The organism is Streptomyces sp. NPDC002181, from assembly GCF_042890485.1.
Taxonomy (GTDB): Bacteria; Actinomycetota; Actinomycetes; order Streptomycetales; family Streptomycetaceae; genus Streptomyces.
On sequence record NZ_JBIASC010000013.1, the window covers coordinates 188,063 to 209,232 of the forward strand.

The following is a 21,170-nucleotide window of genomic DNA, read 5'->3' on the forward strand; positions in this document are numbered from 1 at the left end:
CCTCACTCAGGGTCCGCGCCCTGGTTCGACGTGTCCGGCGGTGGGAGTTCCTGGCTCCCGGGGCGCACGTGCCGCGTGCTCCCCGGTGACAGTGGCGGGACCGCGCCGGATTCGCACCGGACTTCCTCTCCATGCCGCCGTATTGGCTCGGGCAGTCCACCACGCACCGCGAAGGCCCGTCAACTCGCCGTTGACCTGCGGCGGGGCAGGCCGCGGACACGGCTGCCGGGCGTACGAAAGCTCCCCCCGGGGAACCCGGAGGGAGCTCTGGCACGCCGTGCCCCGATCGGTCGGACCGGGGCATCGGATCAGGTCAGCTGACGATCAGGTAGATCCCGTACCCGACGGCCGCCGTGACGAGCGCGAAGCAGGCGTACGCACCGCTGCGGGCGAGGGTGGCGGTGCCGCCCTGCTCGGTGGCGGTCTCGTGCTTGGAGAGGCCCACCAGACCCAGGGTGAACAGGGCCACGAGGGCGACGGTGGCGGAGAGGCTGACCCCGAAGACGGAGCCGAGTGCTGCCCAGTCGATCTTCATACTGCGGATTCCTCTGTCGTTCTCGGGGTCAGACCGCGGCGGCGGGTGCCGCCGGTGCGGTCGGGGCGGCCGCCGGAATGGTGGCCTTCAGGGCATCGTCCGTCACAGCGGCGGTCGTACCGGCGACGGCCTCGGCAGCGGCCTCGGCGGCCATCGTCGGCGGGACGGTGACGGCGGCCATGGCCGTGGTGACGACACCCGGCTCCTCCGCCGCGGCCGCCTGCACCTCGTTCACGTTGCTGTGGTCGACGACCTGGCGGCGCGAGATCAGCCAGATGGCGACGCAGGAGGCGATCAGGAAGAGCGCGACGGCGGCGACACCGACGTCACCGGTGCGCATGACCAGCTCGGCGCCGGAGGCGACGACGGCGGCGGCCGGCAGGGTCAGGCCCCAGGCGATGAACATGCGGGTGGCGGTGGACCAGCGGACCACGCCGCCCTTGCGGCCCAGGCCCGCACCCATGACGGCGCCGGAGCACGCGTGGGTGGTGGAGAGGGAGAAGCCGAGGGTGGAGGAGGCCAGGATGACGCTCGCGGCCGAGGTCTGGGCGGCGAAGCCCTGCTGCGGCTGGAGGTCGGTCAGGCCGCTGCCCATGGTGCGGATGATGCGCCAGCCGCCCAGGTAGGTGCCCATGGCGATCGCCATGCCGGCGGAGACGATGACCCAGACCGGCGGGTTGGAGCCGGGCGCGAGCGCGCCGCCGGCGACCAGCGCCAGGGTGATGATGCCCATCGTCTTCTGCGCGTCGTTGGTGCCGTGCGCGAGGGAGACGAGACCGGCCGAGGCGATCTGACCGGCCTTGTAGCCCTTGGCGGAGGTCTTCTTGCCGACGTTGCCGCCCAGCTTGTACGTGACCTTGGCGGCCAGCATCGCGGCCGCGCCGGCCACGATCGGCGCGGCGATCGCGGGGAGCAGCACCTTGGTGACGAGCGTGCCGCCGTTGACGGCGCCGAGGCCGGCGGAGGCGACGGCCGCGCCGACCAGGCCGCCCATCAGGGCGTGCGAGGAGCTGGAGGGGAGTCCGACCAGCCAGGTGACCAGGTTCCAGAGGATCGCGCCGACCAGGGCGGCGAAGATCACTTCGGGCTGGATGCCCTCCTCGTTGACCAGGCCCTTGGAGATCGTCTTGGCGACCTCCACGGACATGAACGCTCCGACGAGGTTGAGCACGGCGGACATGGCCACCGCCGTCTTGGGCTTGAGGGCGCCGGTCGAGATGGTGGTGGCCATCGCGTTGGCTGTGTCGTGGAAACCGTTCGTGAAGTCGAACACGAGAGCGGTGATGATCACGATCCCGAGGAGAAGCGTTATGTGCTCCATTTACCCAGGCTTCTGTTTGACGTCAGTGGCTCGGCGACCGTAGGCAACCTGGATGAACGGAAGGTGAACTGACGCGGGCGGAGCGGTGTACTGGCCCGTCATGTCATCGGGACCTTCATCCCCATTTTGCCGCTGATACGGCGATTGATGCACGTCAACCCCGGGTAACCGGGCGGCCCCGCCGGGGCCCCCGGTCCCGTTGGCCCGCCCCTCGGGGGTCCGGGGGGAGACGCAGATCACTCCCCGCCGCCCGGCCCGCCCGTCCGCCGCCTCCTCTCTTCCCGTCTCCGCCCGGCCGCAATCGGAGCATTCCGCTCCGGTGGCCCGACGGCGCTCCCGCCTCGACACTGGAGCCGTGCCTTCCGCCACAGCGACCGCCGCGGCCGTCGCGACCACTCTCGTCGGGGCCGGCGCCGCCGCGGTCGCCGCCGGCCGGTACGCGGCCGACGCCGCCCTGCGGCACGAGCCCGGCCGCCCCCTGCCCGGCGGGCCCCGGCTCGGGGTCCACTCCACCGGCCCCGGGCGGATCACGCTGACCCGCTCGCTGGCCTCCCTGCGCCCCGGCACGTACGGGCTCTGCGCCCCCGGGGTGCACGCCGTGGTCGGATCCGTGATCGACGGGCTCGACCCCGGCCCGGACGCCGTCGTGCGCCGGCTCCTCGCCGTGACCCACGGCAGCCTCGACCCCGGCACCCGGGTCACCCTCACCCCCCAGGTCCACGTGGGGAACCCGCGGACCGCCCTCGGGCTCGAACACGCCGACGTGGACGTCCCGGGCGAGCTCGGCGGACTGCCCGCCTGGTTCGTGCCCGCCGCCCGCGACACCTGGGTGATCACCGTGCACGGACTCGGTGCCGGCCGGGAGCACCCGATGGTGGTCATGCCCTTCCTGCACCGCCAGCGGATGCCCGTCCTCGACCTCGCCTACCGCGGGGACCTCGGAGCCCCCGCGTCACCGGACGGTCTCGGCCACCTCGGTGAATCCGAGTGGCGGGACGTGGACGCCGCCATCCGCTACGCCGTGCGCTACGGAGCCCGCCGGGTCGTGCTGCACGGCTGGTCCACCGGGGCCGCCATGGCCCTGCACGCCGCCGAGCGCTCGGCGCTCGCCGACCGGATCTCCGGGCTCGTGCTGGACTCGCCGGTGCTGGACTGGCACACCACCCTGCGCGCGCTCATCGCGGCCCGCCGCACCCCGGCCGCGCTGGTTCCGTTCGCGGTACGGGCCGCCGAGGGGCGCGCCGGACTGCGCGCCGACCGGTCGGGGCCCGGGGCGGACCCCGGCGCGCTGCGCGTCCCCGTCCTGATCTTCCACGGACCGGACGACGCGCTCGCCCCCTGGGAGCCCTCGCGCCGGCTCGCCGAGGCCCGCCCCGACCTGGTCACGCTGCGGACCGTCCGAGAAGCCCCGCACGGGGCGATGTGGAACGCGGATCCGGCCGGATACGAGGAAGCCCTGAGGCGCTTTCTGACCCCTCTCATGTGAAGGGCGTGTGCCGGACGGGACGGGGAGGGCGGAGTATCCCGGTATGTACCCCCGCCAGCTGACGATAATGGCTGGTTCCGTTTGGGCTTTCGGCCGGTGACGGGCGAGACTGCTTCCGTGACGTCCCGAAAGCCTGATGAGCAGTTGGCTCGCGACTCCAGACTCCGACTCGTCTCCCCGCGTTCCGTCGCCGCGGCCCGCAAGGCGGTGACCGACCGACGCGCCCGTACCGCTTCGAGGCCCCCGGCGGGCACCCCGGCCACGGCCGAACTCGCGAGCCGTGCCCGGGCCTCGCTGGCCGACGCGGTACGGCTCGCCCGCTGGGCCGAGCTCAACCTCGGTGCCGGCGACGGGGGCAGGCCCGCCCCGGCCGGGGCACTGCCCACCGCCGACGTCGAACGCGCCGCCGGTGAACTGAACCTGACACACGGGCAGATCCGGGTCGGCTGGGACCGCGCCCGGCTCGCGGGACTCGTCGAGGTGCACGGCGGCCAGGCGCGCCCCGGCTGGCGGCTGCGCGCCTGGGACCGGGACGACACCGCCGTACTGCGCGGCTGGGTGGCGCTGTTCGACGCCTGGTCGCTCGTCCACCCGGCCCCCGCCGACATCGCGCCCGCGGTCGTCGCCGAGGTGGTCGAGGCGATGCCCCAGCTGCTGTCCCTGCTCCAGCTGTCCGCCGGCCCCGTCACCGTCCCGGACCTGCTGGACCTGCTCGGACAGCGGGTCACCGAACTGCGCGACGAGCGCTGCGAGATCCCCTACGAGACCCCCGCGCGCGAGACGACGCCCGCCGACGGGGCCGGGGCCGACCGGGATGCCGCCCCCGAGGCGAACGGCCACGCGGCGCCCGTCCCGCTCGCCCGGCTGCTGCGCTGGGCGCTCGGCGGGCTCGCCGCCGTGGACGCCGTCACCCTCGGACCGGCGCAGGCCGCCCTCACCCCGCTCGGCAGCTGGGCCGTCTGGGTCAAGCTCGAACAGATCTGCGTGGCGGCGCAGAGCCCCGCGGGCAACATCGAGCAGTCCGCCGCCGCGATGCTGCACGGCTGCGCCCGGCTCACCCCGGGACCCGCCCGCGCCGAGTACCGGGCCTGGCTCGCCGCCCGGCCCGTCGGCCACGCCGTCAGCGAACTGCTGCACGCCGCCCGCGGCGAGGACGCCCTGCTGCGCGGGCTCGCCTTCGAGGCCCTGCGCGTGGTCGGCGCCCCGGCCGAACCCGAGGTGCGCGCCGCCGTGCGCGATCCCGCCCTGCGGCCGTACGCCCTGCTCTGGCTCGCCGAGCACGACGGGGTCGATCCCGACGAGGCGCAGGACGTGCTCACCGCCGAGGAGACGACCTGGCTCTGGGTGGACACCGCGGCCGCCATCGCCGACCACGGCGAGGCGGACCTGCTGGCGCGCCACCTCGACTCGGCCGTCCGGACCACCGTCCCGCGGCTGCTGGACGAGGTCCGCGCGGTCGGCCACCCGCGCACCGTCCAGGTCCTGGTCGCCCTGGCGGCCGCGCACCCGGACCCGGCCCTGGCCAAAGCGGTCCGCCGGGCCGCCTTCCAGGTCCACACCGGAGGCGCGTAGCGCCCCGGCGTCCCGGCGCCGCGCGCCCGCAGCGGCGGGGCCGCGCACGGAGGAACGGGGACGCGCCGCGGGTCTCAGACCTGCGGTGCGTACGTCCCGAAACTCCAGATGTTGCCCTCGGCGTCGCGGGCCATGTAGTCGCGGGACCCGTAGTCCTGGTCGGTGGGCTCCATGAGGATCTCCACACCGTGCTCCGCGGCCCGCCGGTGGTGCGCGTCGACATCGTCGACCACCACGTAGACCCCCACGGGCCCGCCGTCCCCCATGGCCTTGTCGAAGACGCTGCCGGTGCCTTTGCTGCCGAGCATCACCAGGCCGTTGCCGTACGCCAGCTCCGCGTGCATCACCGAGCCGTCCTCGCCCTCGTACACCGCGACCTGGCTGAAGCCGAAGGCCTCGGTCAGCAGCTTGACGGCCGCCTTCGCGTCGCCGTACCGCAGCGTGGGACAGATGGACGGAACGCCTGTCATGACGACCACTCCCTCTCGTGACGGTGACCTGTGTCACAGCATGGCAGGCGCCGCCGACAGTCAGCGGAAGGTGTTGCACTGGGCCATGTCGCCCGTGCGGTACCCCTGGTAGAACCACTGCTGGCGCTGCTGCGCGGAGCCGTGCGTCCACGACTCCGGGGTCACCCGGCCCTGGAACTTCTCCTGGATCCGGTCGTCGCCGACCGCGGCCGCCGCGTTCAGGCCGTCCTTGATGTCCTCGTCGGTGAGGCGGGTGAGCAGCGGGCGGCCGGTGGCCCGGTCGGGGGTCCGCGTCGCGTTGTGCGCCCACACCCCGGCGTAGCAGTCGGCCTGGAGCTCGACCTTGACCGCGTTGCTGTTCGCGCCCTGCTGTCCGTCCTGGGCCTTCTCCAGGGTGCCGGTCAGGTTCTGGATGTGGTGCCCGTACTCGTGGGCGACGACGTAGGCCTGGGCGAAGGGGCCGCCGCTCGCGCCGAACTTCGTCCGCAGGTCCTCGAAGAAGCCCAGGTCCAGGTAGACCTGCCGGTCGGTGGGGCAGTAGAAGGGGCCGACCGCCTTCGTGGCGGCGCCGCACGCGGTGTTCACGCGGTCCTTGAAGAAGACCGTGGACGCCGGGCTGTAGCGGCCGCCGCGCCGGGTGAACTCGTTCTTCCAGAAGTCCTGGGTGCTGTTGACGACCGCGACCAGCCGGCAGTCGTCGCGGGTGTTCGCGTCCCGCCCGGTCCTGCAGCTCTGCTGCACCTCGCTGACGGACGAGGAGGTCGCCGCCGGCTCCGGGTTCCCGGAGGACAGCCCCAGCTGGTCCGGTCCCACGCCGAAGAGCAGCCCGAGGACCAGCGCGATCAGCCCCGCGATCCCGCCGCCGATCGTCGCCCGCCCGCCCGGAACGCGGCTGCCGCGCACGTCCTTGACGTCGGAGGTGTCCAGATTGGCGTCGTCGTCGAACTGCATCCCGCACCGCCTCGATTCACCGTGGCCGCCCCTGCGGCGAGTATCGCCCGGTCCATCCTGATACGCGCCCCGCCCCTCCGGGGCCGTCCGTAAGCCGAACGGGGGACATGTCAAGGGCCGGACGCCCCGAAAACTGGTTGCGCACCCCCGGTAGAATGAATCCCATGGCAAATCTCCTCGCGGATTAGCGGCGTCGAAGCATCGCGTCCTGCCCCCCTTCCGCCGTCCCCCCGCCCTGGAGTATTTCCGTGATCACCGCCACCGGCGTCGAGCTGCGCGCCGGCGCCCGCGTCCTCATCGAGTCCGCTTCCTTCCGCATCGCCAAGGGCGACCGCATCGGCCTGGTCGGCCGCAACGGAGCCGGCAAGACCACGCTCACCAAGTGCCTCGCCGGCGAGGGCCAGCCCGCGGGCGGCTCCATCACCCGCTCGGGCGAGGTCGGCTACCTCCCGCAGGACCCGCGCACCGGCGACCTCGACATCCTGGCCCGCGACCGGATCCTCTCCGCCCGCGGCCTCGACGTCCTGCTCAAGAAGATGCGCATGAACGAGGAGCGCATCGCCACCGGCTCCGGCGGCACCCGCGAGAAGGCGCTCAAGCAGTACGAGCGCCAGGAGACCGAGTTCCTCACCAAGGGCGGCTACGCCGCCGAGTCCGAGGCCGCGACCATCTCCGCCGCCCTCAGCCTGCCCGACCGGGTCCTCGGCCAGCCGCTGCACACCCTCTCCGGCGGCCAGCGCCGCCGCGTCGAGCTCGCCCGCATCCTCTTCTCGGACGCCGACACGCTGCTCCTCGACGAGCCCACGAACCACCTCGACGCCGACTCGATCGTCTGGCTGCGCGACTACCTGAAGAACTACCGCGGCGGCTTCGTCGTGATCTCCCATGACGTCGACCTGGTCGAGACCGTGGTGAACAAGGTCTTCTACCTGGACGCCAACCGCTCGGTCATCGACATCTACAACATGGGCTGGAAGCTCTACCAGCAGCAGCGCGAGGCCGACGAGAAGCGCCGCAAGCGCGAGCGCCAGAACGCGGAGAAGAAGGCCGCGGCCCTGAACTCGCAGGCCGACAAGATGCGCGCCAAGGCGACGAAGACCGTCGCCGCCCAGAACATGGCCAAGCGCGCCGACCGCCTGCTCGCCGGCCTGGACGCCGTCCGCGTCTCCGACAAGGTCGCCAAGCTGCGCTTCCCGGACCCGGCGCCCTGCGGCAAGACCCCGCTGACCGCCGAGGGGCTCTCGAAGTCGTACGGCTCCCTGGAGATCTTCACCGACGTCGACCTGGCGATCGACAAGGGCTCCCGCGTCGTCATCCTCGGCCTCAACGGCGCCGGCAAGACCACGCTGCTGCGCCTCCTCGCGGGCACCGAGAAGCCGGACACCGGCACGGTCGTCCCCGGCCACGGCCTCAAGCTGGGCTACTACGCCCAGGAGCACGAGACCCTGGACCCGGAGCGCTCGGTCCTGGAGAACATGCGCTCCTCCGCGCCCGACCTGGACCTGGTCGCCGTGCGCAAGACCCTCGGCTCCTTCCTGTTCTCCGGCGACGACGTCGACAAGCCGGCCGGGGTGCTCTCCGGCGGCGAGAAGACCCGTCTGGCCCTGGCGACGCTGGTCGTCTCCTCGGCGAACGTGCTGCTCCTCGACGAGCCCACGAACAACCTGGACCCGGCGAGCCGCGAGGAGATCCTGGGCGCGCTGCGCACGTACAAGGGCGCGGTCATCCTCGTCACGCACGACGAGGGCGCCGTCGAGGCGCTGGAGCCGGAGCGGATCATCCTGCTCCCGGACGGCGTCGAGGACCTCTGGGGCCCGGACTACCGGGACCTCGTCGCCCTCGCCTGATCCTCCCGGAGCCGGTGATCCAGTTCCTTATGGATCATTCGGCTCAGGCGTGATCCATCATCTGAGTGAGACGGTCTCGTACCCCTGCGCTCTGTACGACGGCCCCGGCCGTGCCCGTCCGGGTACGCGTCCGGGGCCGCAGTTTTTTGCCGTCCGGCCCCTGACCTGGAGATTCCCGGTGAGGGTGGAGAAGTGTGACGGACATCATGCAGCGGAAGAGGAGATTCCGTTCTGCTGGTGTGTCCACCGCTCGGGAAATGTCGTCGTACCGACCTTGCTGAATGGGTGGCCAGGAAGCCGGGGAGGGGTGATCATGAGAAGTCCAGAGCGCACTTCCCATGAGGAGGCACGGGTGGCCGAGACTCTGAAGAAGGGCAGCCGGGTAACCGGCGCCGCGCGCGACAAGCTCGCGGCAGACCTGAAGAAGAAGTACGACTCCGGTGCGAGTATCCGTGCACTGGCCGAGGAAACCGGCCGGTCTTACGGGTTCGTCCACCGGATGCTCAGTGAGTCCGGAGTCATTCTGCGTGGTCGCGGTGGCGCGACGCGCGGCAAGAAGGCGGCTACGGCCTGACCGACCCCCATCCAGGCCGTCAGGCCCGGGGCCGGGGTGGATCACGCTCGCCTGCCCACACCGTAGTTCCTTCGGTGACCCCCGGTCGGCCCTCCGGCCGACCGGGTGGTTACTGTGCAGTCACTTAGGCCGGGATTGCGGCCGACTGCACACCGGAGGCACACCGATGGCTCTGCTCGACAAGGACGGCGTACGGCTCACCGTGGACGACTCGGTCGCGACGGTGACACTGACCAATCCGGCCAAGCGAAACGCTCAGTCCCCCGCGCTCTGGCGGGCGTTGGCGGAGGCCGGAAGGTCGTTGCCGGGCACCGTCCGGGTCGTGGTGCTGCGCGGTGAGGGCAAGTCCTTCTCCGCCGGACTCGACCGGCAGGCGTTCACTCCCGAGGGTTTCGAGGGTGAGCCGTCCTTCCTCGATCTGGCGCGCGGCTCGGACGAGCTGCTCGACTCCACCATCGCCGAGTACCAGGAGGCGTTCACCTGGTGGCGGCGCAACGACATCGTCTCCATCGCCGCCGTACAGGGCCATGCGATCGGTGCCGGCTTCCAGCTCGCGCTGGGGTGTGACCTGCGCGTGGTCGCCGACGACGTGCAGTTCGCCATGCGCGAGACCAGCCTGGGTCTCGTGCCCGACCTGGCCGGGACGCAGCCGCTGACCTCGCTCGTCGGCTATGCCCGCGCGCTGGAGATCTGCGCGACGGGCCGCTTCGTGCACGCCGAGGAGGCCGAGCGGATCGGGCTGGCCAACCTCGTCGTACCGGCCGATGAGCTGGACGCGGCCGTGCAGGACCTCACGACGGCGCTGCTGGCACCGCCGCGCGATGCCGTGATCGAGACGAAGGCGCTGCTCCGCGAGGCCGGATCCCGCCCGTACGACGCCCAGCGCTCGGCGGAGCGCGCCGCCCAGGCCCGCCGCCTGCGCGACCTCGCGGGCCTCTCGGACTGATCCGGCGCTGACGCGGGCACGGGGTTTCGGGGGCTGAGCCCCCGAAACCGAGCCCCCGTCAGGGGATCAGGAGGGCCTTGCCCGGGATGGCGCGCGCCTCGATCGCGCGGTGGGCGTCCGCGGCCTCCGCCAGCGGGAACTTCCGCGCGATCACCGGGCGCAGCCGCCCGGCCGCGGCCTCGGCCAGGGCGAAGCCCGCCAGCCGGGTGATTTCCGCCGGCCGGAACTGGACCTCCGCGATCCCGCGCAGCGCGATCCCGCGCCGCTCCGCCTCGGCGGAGTCCAGCGCGGTGAAGCCGCCGCTCGGGGCTCCGTGCGCCGAGACCCGCCCGCCGTCGCGGACCAGCCCGAAGGCGGCCAGGCCCAGCTCCCCGCCGACCCCGTCCAGCAGGACGTCCACCGGGCCGCCGACCGCCCCGGTCCAGTCCGGCTCCGAGTAGTCCACCGCCCGGTCCGCGCCCAGCTCCCGGACGAGCGCCAGTTTGCGCTCGCCCCGCGCCGCCCCCACCACGTACGCCCCCGCCGCCACCGCGATCTGCACCAGCAGCGTGCCCATCCCGCCGGCCGCGCCCAGGATCAGCACCCGCTCGCCCGCCCCGATGCCGAGGCCCTCGGCGATGCCCGAACCGGTCACCCCGTCGTGCGCCAGCGCCGCCGCCTCCGCGCTCTCCAGTCCGTCGGGTACCGGGACCAGCAGTTCCACCGGGACGCGGACCAGTTCCGCGTAGGTTCCCTTCGTGCCCGGGGCGGCCACCACGCGCCGGCCCCGCCAGAGCGGATCCACCCCCTCGCCCACGGCGACGACCGTGCCCGCGGCCGCGCCGCCCGGCACGTACGGCGGGTGGATGCCGAAGGACGCGCCCCAGCCCCCGCGGATCTGGGTCTCCACGAAGATCGTGTCCACGGCCTCGGCCCGGACCACCACCTCGCCCGGCCCCGGGACCGGATCCGGCAGTTCCACCGACACCAGGACCTCCGGACCGCCGTACCCGTCCACCCGAATCGCCCGCATGGCGAGCCCCCTGTCCTGTCCTGTCCGAAAGCGGCCGTTCGGCCTTGATCGCCTCCCACTCTCTGACCTCAACCGCAGTTGAGGTCAAGCGTCGGCGGGGGTCCGTTCCGAGCCGACCGGCGTAGTCCCAGAGCGCCATGGCCTCCGCGCGTCTACCGTGGAGCGGAGTGAGTCCATCCGCGCGAAGGGACACGCGATGACCGAATCCACATCCGGGGGCGCCTCCCGCGACCCGGCCGAACGCGGCCGCACCACCATCGCCGACGGGGTGGTCGAGAAGATCGCCGGGCTCGCCGCCCGCGAGGTGGTCGGCGTCCACGCCATGGGCAGCGGCACCGGCCTCTCCCGCACCTTCGGCGCCGTCCGCGACCGCGTCCCGGGCGGGGCCAAGTCCTCGGTGACGCGCGGGGTCAAGGCCGAGGTCGGCGAGGTGCAGACCGCCCTCGACCTGGAGATCGTCGTCGATTACGGCGTGTCGATCCGCGACGTGGCCCGGGCCGTCCGTGAGAACGTCATCTCCGAGGTCGAGCGGATGACGGGCCTGCAAGTCGTCGAGGTCAACATCGCGGTCAGCGACGTCAAGCTGCCCGACGAGCCCGACGAGGAGCCGGAGCACCGGATCCAGTGAAGGAGGCCCCATGAGGATGGCTGTCGTCGGCCTCTTCGCCGGCATGGCGCTCGCGTTCGCCGGGTACTTCGGCGGGTTCGGGGCCTTCCTGCTGGTGGCGGCGCTGGGCGCCGTCGGCTTCATCGCCGGCCGGTTCCTGGACGGAGACCTGGAGCCCGGCGAGTTCTTCCGCCCCCGCGACCGCGACAGATGAGGCGCCGATGACCACGCCACGGTCCACCCCGCCGCAGGTGCCCCCCGCCGAACGGGGGGCCACCCGGATCGCCGACCGGGTCGTCGCCAAGATCGCGGCCCAGGCCGCCCGGGAGGCGCTCGCCGCGCAGCGGGACGGGCCGCCCGGAGCCCCGGGAGCCGGTGCCGCCCAGGGCGCCCCGCACGCCACCGTCACCGTGCACCATGACATCGCCCGCGTACGGGTGAGCATGGAGCTCGACTACCCCTCCGATCTCGCCGCCCAGTGCGCGGCCGTACGCCGCCAGGTGGTCCGCCGCGTCGAGGAGTGCGCCGCCATGTCCGTACCCGAGGTCGACATCGACATCGAGCACCTGCACTCCGCGCACACCCGCACCGCCGCCCTGCGGGACCGGAAGCTGCGGTGACGGCGCCCGCCCCCGCCGACCGGGCAGCGGCCCCCGCCCCCGGCGACGCCCCGGCCCCGGCCCACATCGCCCGCTTCCGCTCCGCCCGGCGGATCCCCGCCGCGCTGACGGCCCTGGCCGTACTCGGCGTGGCGGGCCTGTTCCTCTACGACCTGATCGCCGTACGGGCCGGCCGCCCCGGCATGCAATGGCGCCGGGAACTCGCCGACCAGCTGGGGCGGAAGACCCCCTCGGACCCTTGGGTGCTCGTCGCCGCCGGGGTCCTCGCCGTGGCCGGGGCACTGCTCCTGTTCCTCGCGCTGGCGCCGGGGCTGCGCCGGATCCTCTCGATGCGGCCGCCGGACCCGCAGGGCGGGGTCCGCGCCGGCCTGCAGCGCAAGGCGGCCGCGCTGGTCCTGCGGGACCGGGCGATGGAGGTGTCGGGAGTGCGGTCGGCGCGGGTCGCGGTGCGGCGCTCGCGCGTGAAGGTCCGGGCGCAGTCGCACTTCCGCGAGCTGGACGAGGTACGGGCCGACCTGGAGGAGGTCCTCACCGTGGGCATCGGGGAACTGGGCCTCGCGTACCCGCCGCAGCCGCGGGTACGGGTCACCCGGGCCCCCGTCGGGAAGAGGTGACGGGATGCTCGGAGCCGTGAACCGCGTCCTGCTCGGGATCACCGGAGCCGTGCTCCTGGCGGTCGGCGCGGCCCTGGCGGCGGCTCTGCGGCCGCTCGGCGGCCGCCACGAACCGCTGCTGTCGGCGGCGACCCGCGAGCGGTACTGGCATGCCGAGGGCGGCTGGTGGTGGGCGGTCGCGGCGGGGCTCGCGGTGTGCGTGGTGCTCGCCCTGTGGTGGCTGCTGGCGCAGCTGCGGCGCTCGCGGCTGTCCACGCTGGTGGTGGACACCGGCGACGAGGCGTACGCGGTGCTGCGCGGGCGGGCCCTGGAGGAGGCGGTGGCCGCGGAGGCGGGCGCGCTGGACGGGGTCGCCCGGTGCCGTGCCGTCCTGCGGGGCCGCCAGGGCCGCGGGCGCCGGCGAGGGACGCCGAAGCTGCGGATGGAGCTGGACCTGGAGCCGCACGCGGTGCCGGCCGACGCCCTGGCGGGACTGGCCGGGCCGGTGCTCGACCATGCCCGCAGGTCGGCGGGGCTCCCCGAACTGGCCGCGGAAGCCCGCTTCCGGATCACCTCGCACCGGGCCCGCCGCGTCACCTGAGGCGGCGGCCCGGCGGAGGGCGGGGCGTCAGAACCCGTGGCGGGAGCCGCCGTCGACGGGGAGCATGACGCCGGTCAGGTACGAGGCCGCCGGCGACAGCAGGAAGGCCGCCGAGCGGCCGAACTCCTCCGGGGTGCCGTAGCGCCGCAGCGGAATGCCGGATTCGTTGGCCGCCCGGGCCGCCGCCGCGTCACCCGACAGGGCGTCGAGCTCGCGGACGCGGTCGGTGTCGATCCGTGCCGGGAGCAGTCCGACCACGCGGATGCCGCGCGGTCCGAGCTCCACCGACAGGGATTTGGCGAAGCCTGCCAGCCCTGGCCGCAGGCCGTTCGAGATGGTCAGGCCCGGGATCGGCTCGTGGACCGAGCCCGACAGGACGAAGCCGATGACCCCGCCCTCGCCCAGCTCGGCCGCCGCCGCGCGGGCCAGCCGTACCGCGCCCAGGAAGACCGACTCGAACGCCGCGGCCCACTGCTCGTCCGTGTTGGTCGACGCGAAGCCGGGGGTGGGACCGCCCACGCTGATGAGGATGCCGTCGAGGCGGCCGAAGCGCTCCTTCGCGGTGGCGACGAGGGCGGCCGCGGCCTGCGGGTCGGCGTTGTCCGCGGCGATGCCCACCGCGTCCGGGCCCAGCGAGGCGGCCGCCTCGGCGGCGCGCGCCGCGTCGCGGCCCGTCACGATCACCTTCGCGCCGTCCGCCGCCAGTTCGCGGGCCGAGGCGAAGCCCAGGCCGCGGGTGGCTCCGGTGACGACGTAGACGCGGTCTTTCAGTCCAAGATCCATGCCCGACACGCTACGCCGTCGGCTGGGGCTCCCGCTCGGGGGTGGTGCCGGCCGCCGCGGCCGCCGCCCGGTCGCGCTTCTCGCGCCGTACGAGCACCAGCCAGCCCACCGGCACCGCCGCGGCGAACAGCCACCACTGCACGGCGTAGGCCATGTGCGGGCCGATCGAGTCGTGGTCGGGATCGGCGATCGGCTCGGGGCTGCCGCCCGCCGGGGCCGGGGCGGTGAGCTCCATGTAGCCGCCGAGGACGGGCTTGCCCAGGTACTCCGCCTGCTGCGTGCTGCTGATCAGCATCACCTGGCGGTCCGGCAGGCCCTTGCGGTCCTTGATGCCGCTGCCGCCGCTCGTCTCGTCGGCCTTCAGCCGTCCGGTGACGGTCACCTCGCCCGAGGGCGCGGCCGGCACGGGCGGGTACGCGCGCGGGTCGTCGCCGCCCGCCACCCAGCCGCGGTTGACCAGGACCACCCGGCCGTCGGCGAGCACCAGCGGGGTCAGGACGTGGAAGCCGACCTTCTCGTCGTTGTCGGTGCGCATCCGCACGACGACCTCGTGCGCGGAGTCGTAGGTGCCGGTGGCGGTGACGGCACGCCAGAAGTCGGACCGCGGGACCCGGTGGCCGGGGGAGGTCACCTCGGTCACCGGCACCGGCTTCGCGGACAGGTTGCCCGCGATCAGCTGGTTCTGCGCGACCCGGTGCTCATGGCGGTGGTACTGCCAGAACCCCAGCTTGATCATCGCGGGGATGAGGGCGAGGGCGATGAGGGTGAGGCACACCCATTGCCGGGTCAGCACAAAGCGGTACACGCCCACGACGGTACCCCCAGCCGCGAAGACCCCGGCGGCCGGGTGGCCGTCCGGGGTCGGGAGGGAAGACGGGAGCGGGCGGAGGGGGAGAGGAGGGTCACACGCGGTCGACGATGCCCACCTTCCCCTCGGCGCGGGCGCAGTGCGCCCCGCAGTACCACTGGCCCTCGACCTCGACGCCCTGCCCGATGATCTGGACCCGGCAGTGCTCGCAGATGGGCGCCATGCGGTGGATGGCGCAGGAGAAGCAGTCGAAGACGTGCACGCTGCCCTGCGCGTGCACCTCGAAGGACATGCCGTAATCGTTTCCGCAGACCTCACAACGTGCCATGCGCCACAGGGTGGGACCGGACCGGCGGGACGGGAAAGCGGGCGGCGGGCGAGTCGCCCGAGGCTCACCCGTCTGCCGCAGCCACGTCCCGCAGCAGTTGGGTGAAGGCCGCCTCGTCGACCACCGGCGTACCGAAGGACTTCGCCTTGACCGTCTTGGAGGTGGCCGAGTCGGGGTCGTTCGTCACGAGCAGGCTCGTGAGCCGCGACACGCTCGTCGCGACGTGCAGCCCGGCCTCGACCGCCCGGTCCTCCAGCAGCTCCCGGTCCACCGAGGTGTCACCCGAGAAGGCGATCCGCATGCCCTGCTTGAGCGGTTCGCCGTCCTCGAAGCGCCCCGGGTTCGGGTGCGGGCACGGCGGCCGCTTGCGCGAGGGCCGCCAGCTGTTGCTCCCGTACGAGGCCTGCCGGCCGATCCGCGGCGTGACGGGGGAATCCGACCACTCCGTCAGCGGCCGGCACTCCAGCAGGGGCAGCCGCACGCCGTCCCGCGCGGCGGCGTGCAGGGACGGACGGAACGCCTCCGCGAGCACGCGGGCGTCGTCGAGGGCGTGGTGGGCGCGCTGCTGGACCACGCCGAAGTGCGCGGCGAGCGATTCCAGCTTGTGGTTGGGCAGCGGGAGGTTCAGCTCCTTCGACAGCGCGATGGTGCACAGCCGCTGACGGACCGGCGCGGTCTCGGCGGCCCGCGCGTACTCCCGGGCGATCATCTGCCAGTCGAACATGGCGTTGTGCGCGACCAGCACCCGGTCCGCGAGCCGGCCCGCGAACTCCTCGGCGATGTCCTTGAAGAGCGGGGCGTCCTGGAGCATGTCGCTGGTCAGCCCGTGGATCCAGACGGGGCCGGGATCACGCTGCGGGTTGACCAGGGTGTACCAGTGGTCCTCGACATTGCCCTGCGCGTCGAGCCGGTAGACGGCGGCGGAGATTATCCGGTCGTCGCGAGCGAGCCCGGTCGTCTCCACGTCGACGACCGCGTACCCCTCGGGGTACGCGGTCGGCCACGTCGTCTCTGCGGTCGTACGGTCGTCGAGCATGGTCACAGAGGATATCGGCACACACTGACACCCGGTGCCCGGCGGGTTCGGACCGGCCCGGGCGCGGGGCCCGCAAACCGGATTACCGCAGGGGCGGGTTCGGCGACGCCAGCAGGGAGCGGACGAGGGCGCGCAGGGACAGCAGGAACAGGCGCTCCGGGTCGGCCGGCCGGGCCAGGGCGCGGGCGAGCTCCGGGTCGTCGGGGGCGGCGGCGGGGGTCCCGCCGGGTGCGCCGAGGGAGCCCCAGAGGTCGCTCTCGGCCGGGGACTGGGCGGGGGAGCGCTCGCGGTTGCGCTCCACGAGGAGGTACCCGACGATCTGGAACTGGACCGCGCGCACGGCGTCGGCGGCCCGGGCCCCGCGCAGCCCGGCCGCGTGCACCTCGTGGACCAGGGCCTGCTGGGCCGGCAGGAACATCCGCTCGGTCAGGCCGCGTTCGTGGACCATCGCGATCAGGTGCGGCCGCTCGCGCAGTTCGCGGCGCAGGATCCGGGCCACGGACAGGATCCGCTCGACGGGGGTGCGGCCGACCGGCCGTATCGCGCCCATCTCCTGGACGGTCCGCTCCACGAGGGCGTCGAGCAGGGATTCGCGGTTGCCGACGTGCCAGTAGATGGACGTCACGGCCGTGCCCAGCTCGGCGGCGAGTTTGCGCATGGTCAGGGCCGCCGGGCCGTGCTGCTTGACCAGCGAGGCGGCCGCCGCCAGCACCTCGTCACGGGTGAGCGTGGTTCTGGCCATGGCCGTCTCCCGCCAATCTGTCGAATCGTCAGTTCTCGTCCGTGCAGGGGTCTTTACCCTTCATCGGTCGCGGTGTAACTGTGTTACAGAACCTACCGAAGGGTGGCGCGAGACATGGCACGCGTACGGTACGGAGCGCGCACCGAGGCCGAGATCACGGCGTCGCGCGAGAAGAGTTCCCGGCTCCCCGACATCTGGTCCACCGGAGTGGTGGCGGTCTGGGAGAGCGACCCGGACGTGGTGGCGGCGGTCCTGCCGCCGCCGCTCAAGCCCGCCGAGCGGCCCCTCGTGCGGGCCAACATCAGCAAGGTCGACCTGCCCGGCTACCCCCTCGGCGCCGGCTCGGTGGCGGTCGCCGCGCAGCACGGCGGGGTCGAGGGCTGGTACCCGCTGGTCATGCCGATGACCCACGAGCGGGCCCTGATCGGCGGCCGCGAGGTCTTCGGCGAGCCGAAGAAGCTGGGCGAGGTCGACGTGGAGCGCGACGGCCTCGTCGTACGGGCCTCCCTGGCCCGGCACGGGATCGCGTTCGTCGAGGTGCGCGGGGCGGTGGACCGCGCACTGCCGCTGCCCGAGCCGGCCGCCAAGACCGACTTCTACTTCAAGTTCCTCCCGGCGGTGGACGGTTCGGGTTTCGACGCCGACCCGGTGCTGGTGCACGTCACCCGCAACGAGAAGGTCCGCAAGCTGGAGCACATCACCGGTGACGTGGTCCTGCGCGAGTCGATGTTCGACCCGGTCGCCGACCTCCCCGTACGCCGGATCGTGGAGATCACCATCGGGGAGAAGACCACCGACCAGAAGGGCCGCGTCGTCGAGCGGGTCAGCGCACAGGCGCTCCTCCCGTACATCCACCAGCGCTACGACGACCCCATGCAGATCCTCGACGGCCCGCCCGAAGGGAGCGTGTGACGTGCGGCTCGAACCCGGACAGGTGGCCGTCGTCACCGGCGCCGCCGGCGGCATCGGGCTCGCGATGGCCCGCCGCTTCGCCGCCGAGGGGCTGAAGGTCGTCCTCGCCGACGTGGAGGAAGGAGCCCTGCGCAAGGCCGCCGACGAGCTGGCCGCCGACGGCGCCCGGGTGCTCGCCCGGCCCGTCGACGTCAGCGACCGCGACTCCGTCATCGCGCTCGCCGACGCGGCGTACGACACCTTCGGCGCCGTGCACGTCCTCTGCAACAACGCGGGCGTCGGCTCCGGCGCCGAGGGCCGGATGTGGGAACACGAGCCCAACGACTGGAAATGGGCCTTCTCCGTCAACGTCTGGGGCGTCTTCCACGGCATCCAGGCCTTCGTCCCGCGCATGATCGCGGGCGGCGGCCCCGGCCACGTCGTCAACACCTCCTCCGGCGACGGCGGCATCGCCCCGCTGCCCACCGCCTCCGTCTACGCCGTCACCAAAGCGGCCGTGGTCACCATGACCGAGTCGCTGTACGCCCACCTCAAGGCCGAGCGCGCGCCGGTCGGCGCCTCCGTCCTCTTCCCCGGACCGCACATGCTGCGCACCGGGCTGTGGGAGTCGCACCGCAACCGGCCCGAGCGGTACGCGAAGCAGCGGCCGCGCAAGACCCCGTACCGCAGCCTCGACCAGTACGAGGCCGCGATGAAGAAGGCCGGCCACGCGGTGGAATTCACCCCGGTCGAGGAGGTCGCCGAGCACGTCGTCGACGGCATCCGCACCGACCGCTTCTGGATGCTCCCGGCGAGCGAGCACAGCGACCGGCAGATCCGCGCCCGGTCGCAGTCGATGCTCGACCGCGCCGACCCCGCCTACCTGGAGAGCTTCATCCTCGACTGAGGAGCGTTTGCAGTGAGTGAGACCGTGACCGACAGCAGCACGTACGAGGACCCGTACCTGATCATCTCCTCCGACTGCCACGCGGGACTGCCGACCGAGCAGTACCGCCCGTACCTCGACTCCCGCTTCCACCCCCAGTTCGACGAGTTCCTCGGCCAGCGCGACGCCCGCCGCGCCGAGGCCACGAAGCTCGGCGTCCGCAACGAGGCCTTCGCCGAGAAGTGGTTCCACGACCACGAGGAAGGCCTGCGCGGAGGCTGGGACACCGGGCAGCGGCTCAAGGAGCTCGACGGCGACGGGGTCGCCGGCGAGGTCGTCTTCCCCGACGCCGATGCCGTCGACAGCCAGACCGCCGCCCCCTTCGGGGTGGGCCTCGGGCTCTCCGGCGACCAGGACCCCGAGCTCGGCATGGCGGGCGCGCAGGCGCACAACCGCTGGCTGGCGGAGTTCGTCTCCCAGACCCCCGAACGGCACTGCGGGGTCGCCCTGCTGCCCATCACGGGCGAGCCGTCCAAGGTCGTCGCCGAGATACACCGGGCCAAGGAGTCCGGGCTCGGCGCCCTGATGATCCCCGCGATGTGGGTGGACAAGGCGCCGTACCACGACCGCCGCTACGACCCGGTGTGGGCGGCGGCGGCCGAGACGCGGATGCCGATCGTCACCCACTCGGGGTCCTCGCCGCGCCACGAGTACGGCGACCACCTGGGCATCTTCGTCTCCGAGGTCACGTGGTGGCCGTCCCGTCCGCTGTGGTTCCTGCTCTGGTCGGGGGTCTTCGAGCGCCACCCCGGGCTGCAGTTCGGCGTCGCCGAGTCGGGCTGCTGGTGGCTGCCGAACCAGCTCTGGTTCATGGACCGGCTCTACCTCGGCGCGCACGGCGGAAAGAAGCTGTCGCCGTTCGAGGAGCTCAAGCGCCCGCCGAGCGAGTACCTGGACCGGCAGGTGTTCATCTGCGCGACGAACACCAAGCGGCGCGAGCTCGCCCAGCGCTACGAGATCGGCGTGGACAACATCCTGTGGGGCTCGGACTTCCCGCACCCCGAGGGGACCTGGCCGAACACCCGGACCTGGCTGAAGAACACCTTCCACGACATCCCGGTCGGCGAGACCCGCCGGATGCTGGGGCTGGCGGCGGCGGACGTCTTCGGCTTCGACGCGCAGAAGCTGGCACCGGTCGCCCGGCGGATCGGCCCGACCCCGGCGGAGCTGGGCCAGCCCGCCGACCAGGCCGCGGTGGAGGCCTCGTGGGCCCGCTCGCGGGAGACGGGCCGCCACTGGCTGACGGGCGAGGACTTCCCGTCGCTGGGGGTGACCCGATGACGGAGGCCGACCGGTACACGGTCATCTCGGCGGACTGCCACGCGGGCGCGGACCTGCCGGACTACAAGCCGTACCTGGAGAAGCGGTACCACGAGGAGTTCGACGCCTGGGCCGCCACGTACGTGAACCCGTACGAGGACCTCCTCGCGGACACGGCGGACCGCAACTGGAACTCGGCGCGCCGGCTGTCCGAGCTGGAGGCGGACGGCATCGTGGCGGAGGTCGTCTTCCCGAACACGATCCCGCCGTTCTTCCCCAAGGCCTCGCTGATGGCCCAGCCGCCGACGGCCGAGGAGTACGCGATGCGCTGGGCGGGGCTCCAGGCGCACAACCGCTGGCTGGCGGAGTTCTGCGCCGACGCGCCGGGCAGGCGGGCGGGCGTGGTCCAGATCCTCCTCAACGACGTGGACGCGGCGGTGAAGGAGATCCGCCGCACGCGGGAGGCCGGTCTGACGGGCGGCATCCTGCTGCCGGGCGTCCCACCGGGCTCGACGGTGCCCGAGCTGTACTCGGCGGTGTACGACCCGATCTGGGCGGTCTGCGACGAGCTGGACGTCCCGGTCAACCACCACGGCGGTTCGGCGTCGCCGCCGCTCGGCGACGAACCGGCCGCGCGGGCCGTCTTCATGGTGGAGACGACCTGGTTCTCGCACCGGGCCCTGTGGCACCTGGTCTTCGGCGGGGCCTTCCGCCGCCACCCGGGCCTGAAGCTGGTCCTGACGGAGCAGGGCTCGGGCTGGATCCCGGGCGTGCTCGACATGCTGGACTACTACCACGGCCGCCTGGTCGCGGCCTCGGCGACGGCGGAGTCGAAGTTCGGGGCGGGCCTGGCGGAGTCGATGGGCAAGGGCCCGAGCGAGGTCTGGCGGGACAACTGCTTCGTGGGGGCCAGCTTCATGCGCCCGCACGAGGTCCCGCTGCGGGACCGGATCGGCCTCGACAAGATCATGTGGGGCAGCGACTACCCCCACGACGAGGGCACCACCCCGTTCTCCCGCGAGGGCCTCCGCATCGCCTACGCGGGCCTCCCGAGGGACGAGGTGGCCGCGATGGTGGGCGGCAACGCGGCCCGCGTCTACGGCTTCGACCTGGCCCTGCTGGACGCGGCGGCGGCCAAGCACGGCCCGCTGGTCTCGGAGATAGCCGAACCGCTGAAGGAGATCCCCCCGCAAGCCACGAGCCCGGCCTTCGCCAGGGGCGGCTCGGTCCGCATCTGGTAG

The 21,170-nt window shown here is 73.1% G+C and carries 24 protein-coding genes and 1 riboswitch; of the genes, 14 read left to right on the plus strand and 10 right to left on the minus strand.

Annotated elements, in window-relative coordinates; all coding sequences use genetic code 11:
• Positions 1–24: 24 nt before the first annotated feature.
• A riboswitch (cobalamin riboswitch) is annotated at positions 25–176 on the minus strand.
• 137 nt (positions 177–313) lie between these two features.
• Both ACFYXV_RS27860 and ACFYXV_RS27865 read right to left on the minus strand, forming a co-directional pair.
• Positions 314–535, minus strand: coding sequence for a hypothetical protein (locus ACFYXV_RS27860; RefSeq protein ID WP_048476729.1), 222 nt, complete (start codon positions 533–535; stop codon positions 314–316).
• Positions 536–563: 28 nt separating this feature from the next.
• A complete protein-coding gene (locus tag ACFYXV_RS27865; RefSeq protein ID WP_389384316.1) occupies positions 564–1,856 on the minus strand; it encodes an anion permease in 1,293 nt (430 codons plus the stop codon).
• Between the two features lie 355 nt (positions 1,857–2,211).
• Here ACFYXV_RS27865 and ACFYXV_RS27870 point away from each other — a divergent pair, with 355 nt between their 5' ends.
• Together ACFYXV_RS27870 and ACFYXV_RS27875 are read left to right on the plus strand one after the other, a co-directional pair.
• Positions 2,212–3,342 carry an alpha/beta hydrolase family protein gene (locus ACFYXV_RS27870; RefSeq protein WP_389384317.1) on the plus strand — a complete coding sequence of 377 codons (1,131 nt, stop codon included), beginning with the start codon at positions 2,212–2,214 and terminating at the stop codon, positions 3,340–3,342.
• A 117-nt stretch (positions 3,343–3,459) separates the two neighbouring features.
• Positions 3,460–4,914 (plus strand): hypothetical protein, encoded by a 1,455-nt coding sequence (locus ACFYXV_RS27875; protein ID WP_383346893.1) that lies wholly within the window; start codon positions 3,460–3,462, stop codon positions 4,912–4,914.
• A gap of 74 nt (positions 4,915–4,988) precedes the next feature.
• Here the strand turns inward: ACFYXV_RS27875 and ACFYXV_RS27880 are convergent, their stop codons facing one another.
• Both ACFYXV_RS27880 and ACFYXV_RS27885 read right to left on the minus strand, forming a co-directional pair.
• Positions 4,989–5,384: a VOC family protein gene (locus ACFYXV_RS27880; RefSeq protein ID WP_385467668.1), complete on the minus strand. Its 396-nt coding sequence runs from the start codon at positions 5,382–5,384 to the stop codon at positions 4,989–4,991.
• 60 nt (positions 5,385–5,444) lie between these two features.
• Complete coding sequence (locus ACFYXV_RS27885; protein WP_385467671.1) at positions 5,445–6,335, minus strand: neutral zinc metallopeptidase; 891 nt, start codon at positions 6,333–6,335, stop codon at positions 5,445–5,447.
• 248 nt (positions 6,336–6,583) lie between these two features.
• On the opposite strand from ACFYXV_RS27885, the gene ACFYXV_RS27890 reads away from it, so the two are divergent.
• From ACFYXV_RS27890 to ACFYXV_RS27900, 3 genes are all read left to right on the plus strand, one after another.
• Positions 6,584–8,182 (plus strand): ABC-F family ATP-binding cassette domain-containing protein, encoded by a 1,599-nt coding sequence (locus ACFYXV_RS27890; RefSeq protein ID WP_383346902.1) that lies wholly within the window; start codon positions 6,584–6,586, stop codon positions 8,180–8,182.
• 352 nt (positions 8,183–8,534) lie between these two features.
• Entirely contained in the window at positions 8,535–8,756 is a 222-nt protein-coding gene (locus tag ACFYXV_RS27895; protein ID WP_048476734.1) for a helix-turn-helix domain-containing protein, read from the plus strand.
• A 166-nt stretch (positions 8,757–8,922) separates the two neighbouring features.
• Positions 8,923–9,702, plus strand: a complete 780-nt coding sequence (locus ACFYXV_RS27900; RefSeq protein WP_383346905.1) for an enoyl-CoA hydratase/isomerase family protein — start codon at positions 8,923–8,925, stop codon at positions 9,700–9,702.
• Positions 9,703–9,760: 58 nt separating this feature from the next.
• Here the strand turns inward: ACFYXV_RS27900 and ACFYXV_RS27905 are convergent, their stop codons facing one another.
• Positions 9,761–10,714 carry a zinc-binding dehydrogenase gene (locus tag ACFYXV_RS27905; protein WP_385467676.1) on the minus strand — a complete coding sequence of 318 codons (954 nt, stop codon included), beginning with the start codon at positions 10,712–10,714 and terminating at the stop codon, positions 9,761–9,763.
• A 196-nt stretch (positions 10,715–10,910) separates the two neighbouring features.
• Between ACFYXV_RS27905 and ACFYXV_RS27910 the strand changes: the two genes are divergently transcribed.
• From ACFYXV_RS27910 to ACFYXV_RS27930, 5 genes are read left to right on the plus strand one after another with little or no spacing between them, the layout of a single operon-like run.
• The gene (locus ACFYXV_RS27910; protein ID WP_383346910.1) at positions 10,911–11,342 is read left to right on the plus strand and encodes an Asp23/Gls24 family envelope stress response protein; all 432 of its coding nucleotides are present in this window, start codon (positions 10,911–10,913) and stop codon (positions 11,340–11,342) included.
• Between the two features lie 10 nt (positions 11,343–11,352).
• Positions 11,353–11,535: a hypothetical protein gene (locus tag ACFYXV_RS27915; protein WP_383346913.1), complete on the plus strand. Its 183-nt coding sequence runs from the start codon at positions 11,353–11,355 to the stop codon at positions 11,533–11,535.
• A 7-nt stretch (positions 11,536–11,542) separates the two neighbouring features.
• Positions 11,543–11,941 carry a hypothetical protein gene (locus ACFYXV_RS27920; protein ID WP_385467679.1) on the plus strand — a complete coding sequence of 133 codons (399 nt, stop codon included), beginning with the start codon at positions 11,543–11,545 and terminating at the stop codon, positions 11,939–11,941.
• Positions 11,938–12,555 (plus strand): DUF6286 domain-containing protein, encoded by a 618-nt coding sequence (locus tag ACFYXV_RS27925; RefSeq protein ID WP_389384318.1) that lies wholly within the window; start codon positions 11,938–11,940, stop codon positions 12,553–12,555. Before ACFYXV_RS27920 ends, ACFYXV_RS27925 begins: the two co-directional genes overlap by 4 nt.
• Positions 12,556–12,559: 4 nt before the next feature.
• Positions 12,560–13,135, plus strand: coding sequence for an alkaline shock response membrane anchor protein AmaP (locus ACFYXV_RS27930; protein WP_385467685.1), 576 nt, complete (start codon positions 12,560–12,562; stop codon positions 13,133–13,135).
• 27 nt (positions 13,136–13,162) lie between these two features.
• Here the strand turns inward: ACFYXV_RS27930 and ACFYXV_RS27935 are convergent, their stop codons facing one another.
• The 5 genes from ACFYXV_RS27935 to ACFYXV_RS27955 form a co-directional block, all read right to left on the minus strand.
• Positions 13,163–13,918, minus strand: coding sequence for an SDR family oxidoreductase (locus ACFYXV_RS27935; RefSeq protein ID WP_383346925.1), 756 nt, complete (start codon positions 13,916–13,918; stop codon positions 13,163–13,165).
• Positions 13,919–13,928: 10 nt separating this feature from the next.
• Complete coding sequence (locus ACFYXV_RS27940) at positions 13,929–14,723, minus strand: SURF1 family protein (protein ID WP_389384319.1); 795 nt, start codon at positions 14,721–14,723, stop codon at positions 13,929–13,931.
• A gap of 97 nt (positions 14,724–14,820) precedes the next feature.
• Complete coding sequence (locus ACFYXV_RS27945; protein ID WP_078622409.1) at positions 14,821–15,054, minus strand: hypothetical protein; 234 nt, start codon at positions 15,052–15,054, stop codon at positions 14,821–14,823.
• Between the two features lie 64 nt (positions 15,055–15,118).
• On the minus strand, positions 15,119–16,096 hold the full coding sequence (locus ACFYXV_RS27950) for a DEDDh family exonuclease (RefSeq protein ID WP_385467721.1): 978 nt from the start codon (positions 16,094–16,096) through the stop codon (positions 15,119–15,121).
• A gap of 76 nt (positions 16,097–16,172) precedes the next feature.
• Entirely contained in the window at positions 16,173–16,832 is a 660-nt protein-coding gene (locus ACFYXV_RS27955) for a TetR/AcrR family transcriptional regulator (RefSeq protein WP_385467690.1), read from the minus strand.
• A gap of 114 nt (positions 16,833–16,946) precedes the next feature.
• Between ACFYXV_RS27955 and ACFYXV_RS27960 the strand changes: the two genes are divergently transcribed.
• Genes ACFYXV_RS27960 through ACFYXV_RS27975 form a run of 4 tightly spaced genes read left to right on the plus strand, consistent with a single transcriptional unit; the run spans position 16,947 to position 21,170 of the window.
• Positions 16,947–17,744, plus strand: a complete 798-nt coding sequence (locus ACFYXV_RS27960; RefSeq protein ID WP_385467693.1) for an acetoacetate decarboxylase family protein — start codon at positions 16,947–16,949, stop codon at positions 17,742–17,744.
• A 1-nt stretch (position 17,745) separates the two neighbouring features.
• Positions 17,746–18,630, plus strand: coding sequence for an SDR family NAD(P)-dependent oxidoreductase (locus tag ACFYXV_RS27965; protein ID WP_389384320.1), 885 nt, complete (start codon positions 17,746–17,748; stop codon positions 18,628–18,630).
• A gap of 12 nt (positions 18,631–18,642) precedes the next feature.
• On the plus strand, positions 18,643–19,950 hold the full coding sequence (locus tag ACFYXV_RS27970; RefSeq protein ID WP_385467699.1) for an amidohydrolase family protein: 1,308 nt from the start codon (positions 18,643–18,645) through the stop codon (positions 19,948–19,950).
• Positions 19,947–21,170: an amidohydrolase family protein gene (locus ACFYXV_RS27975; protein WP_389384321.1), complete on the plus strand. Its 1,224-nt coding sequence runs from the start codon at positions 19,947–19,949 to the stop codon at positions 21,168–21,170. Before ACFYXV_RS27970 ends, ACFYXV_RS27975 begins: the two co-directional genes overlap by 4 nt.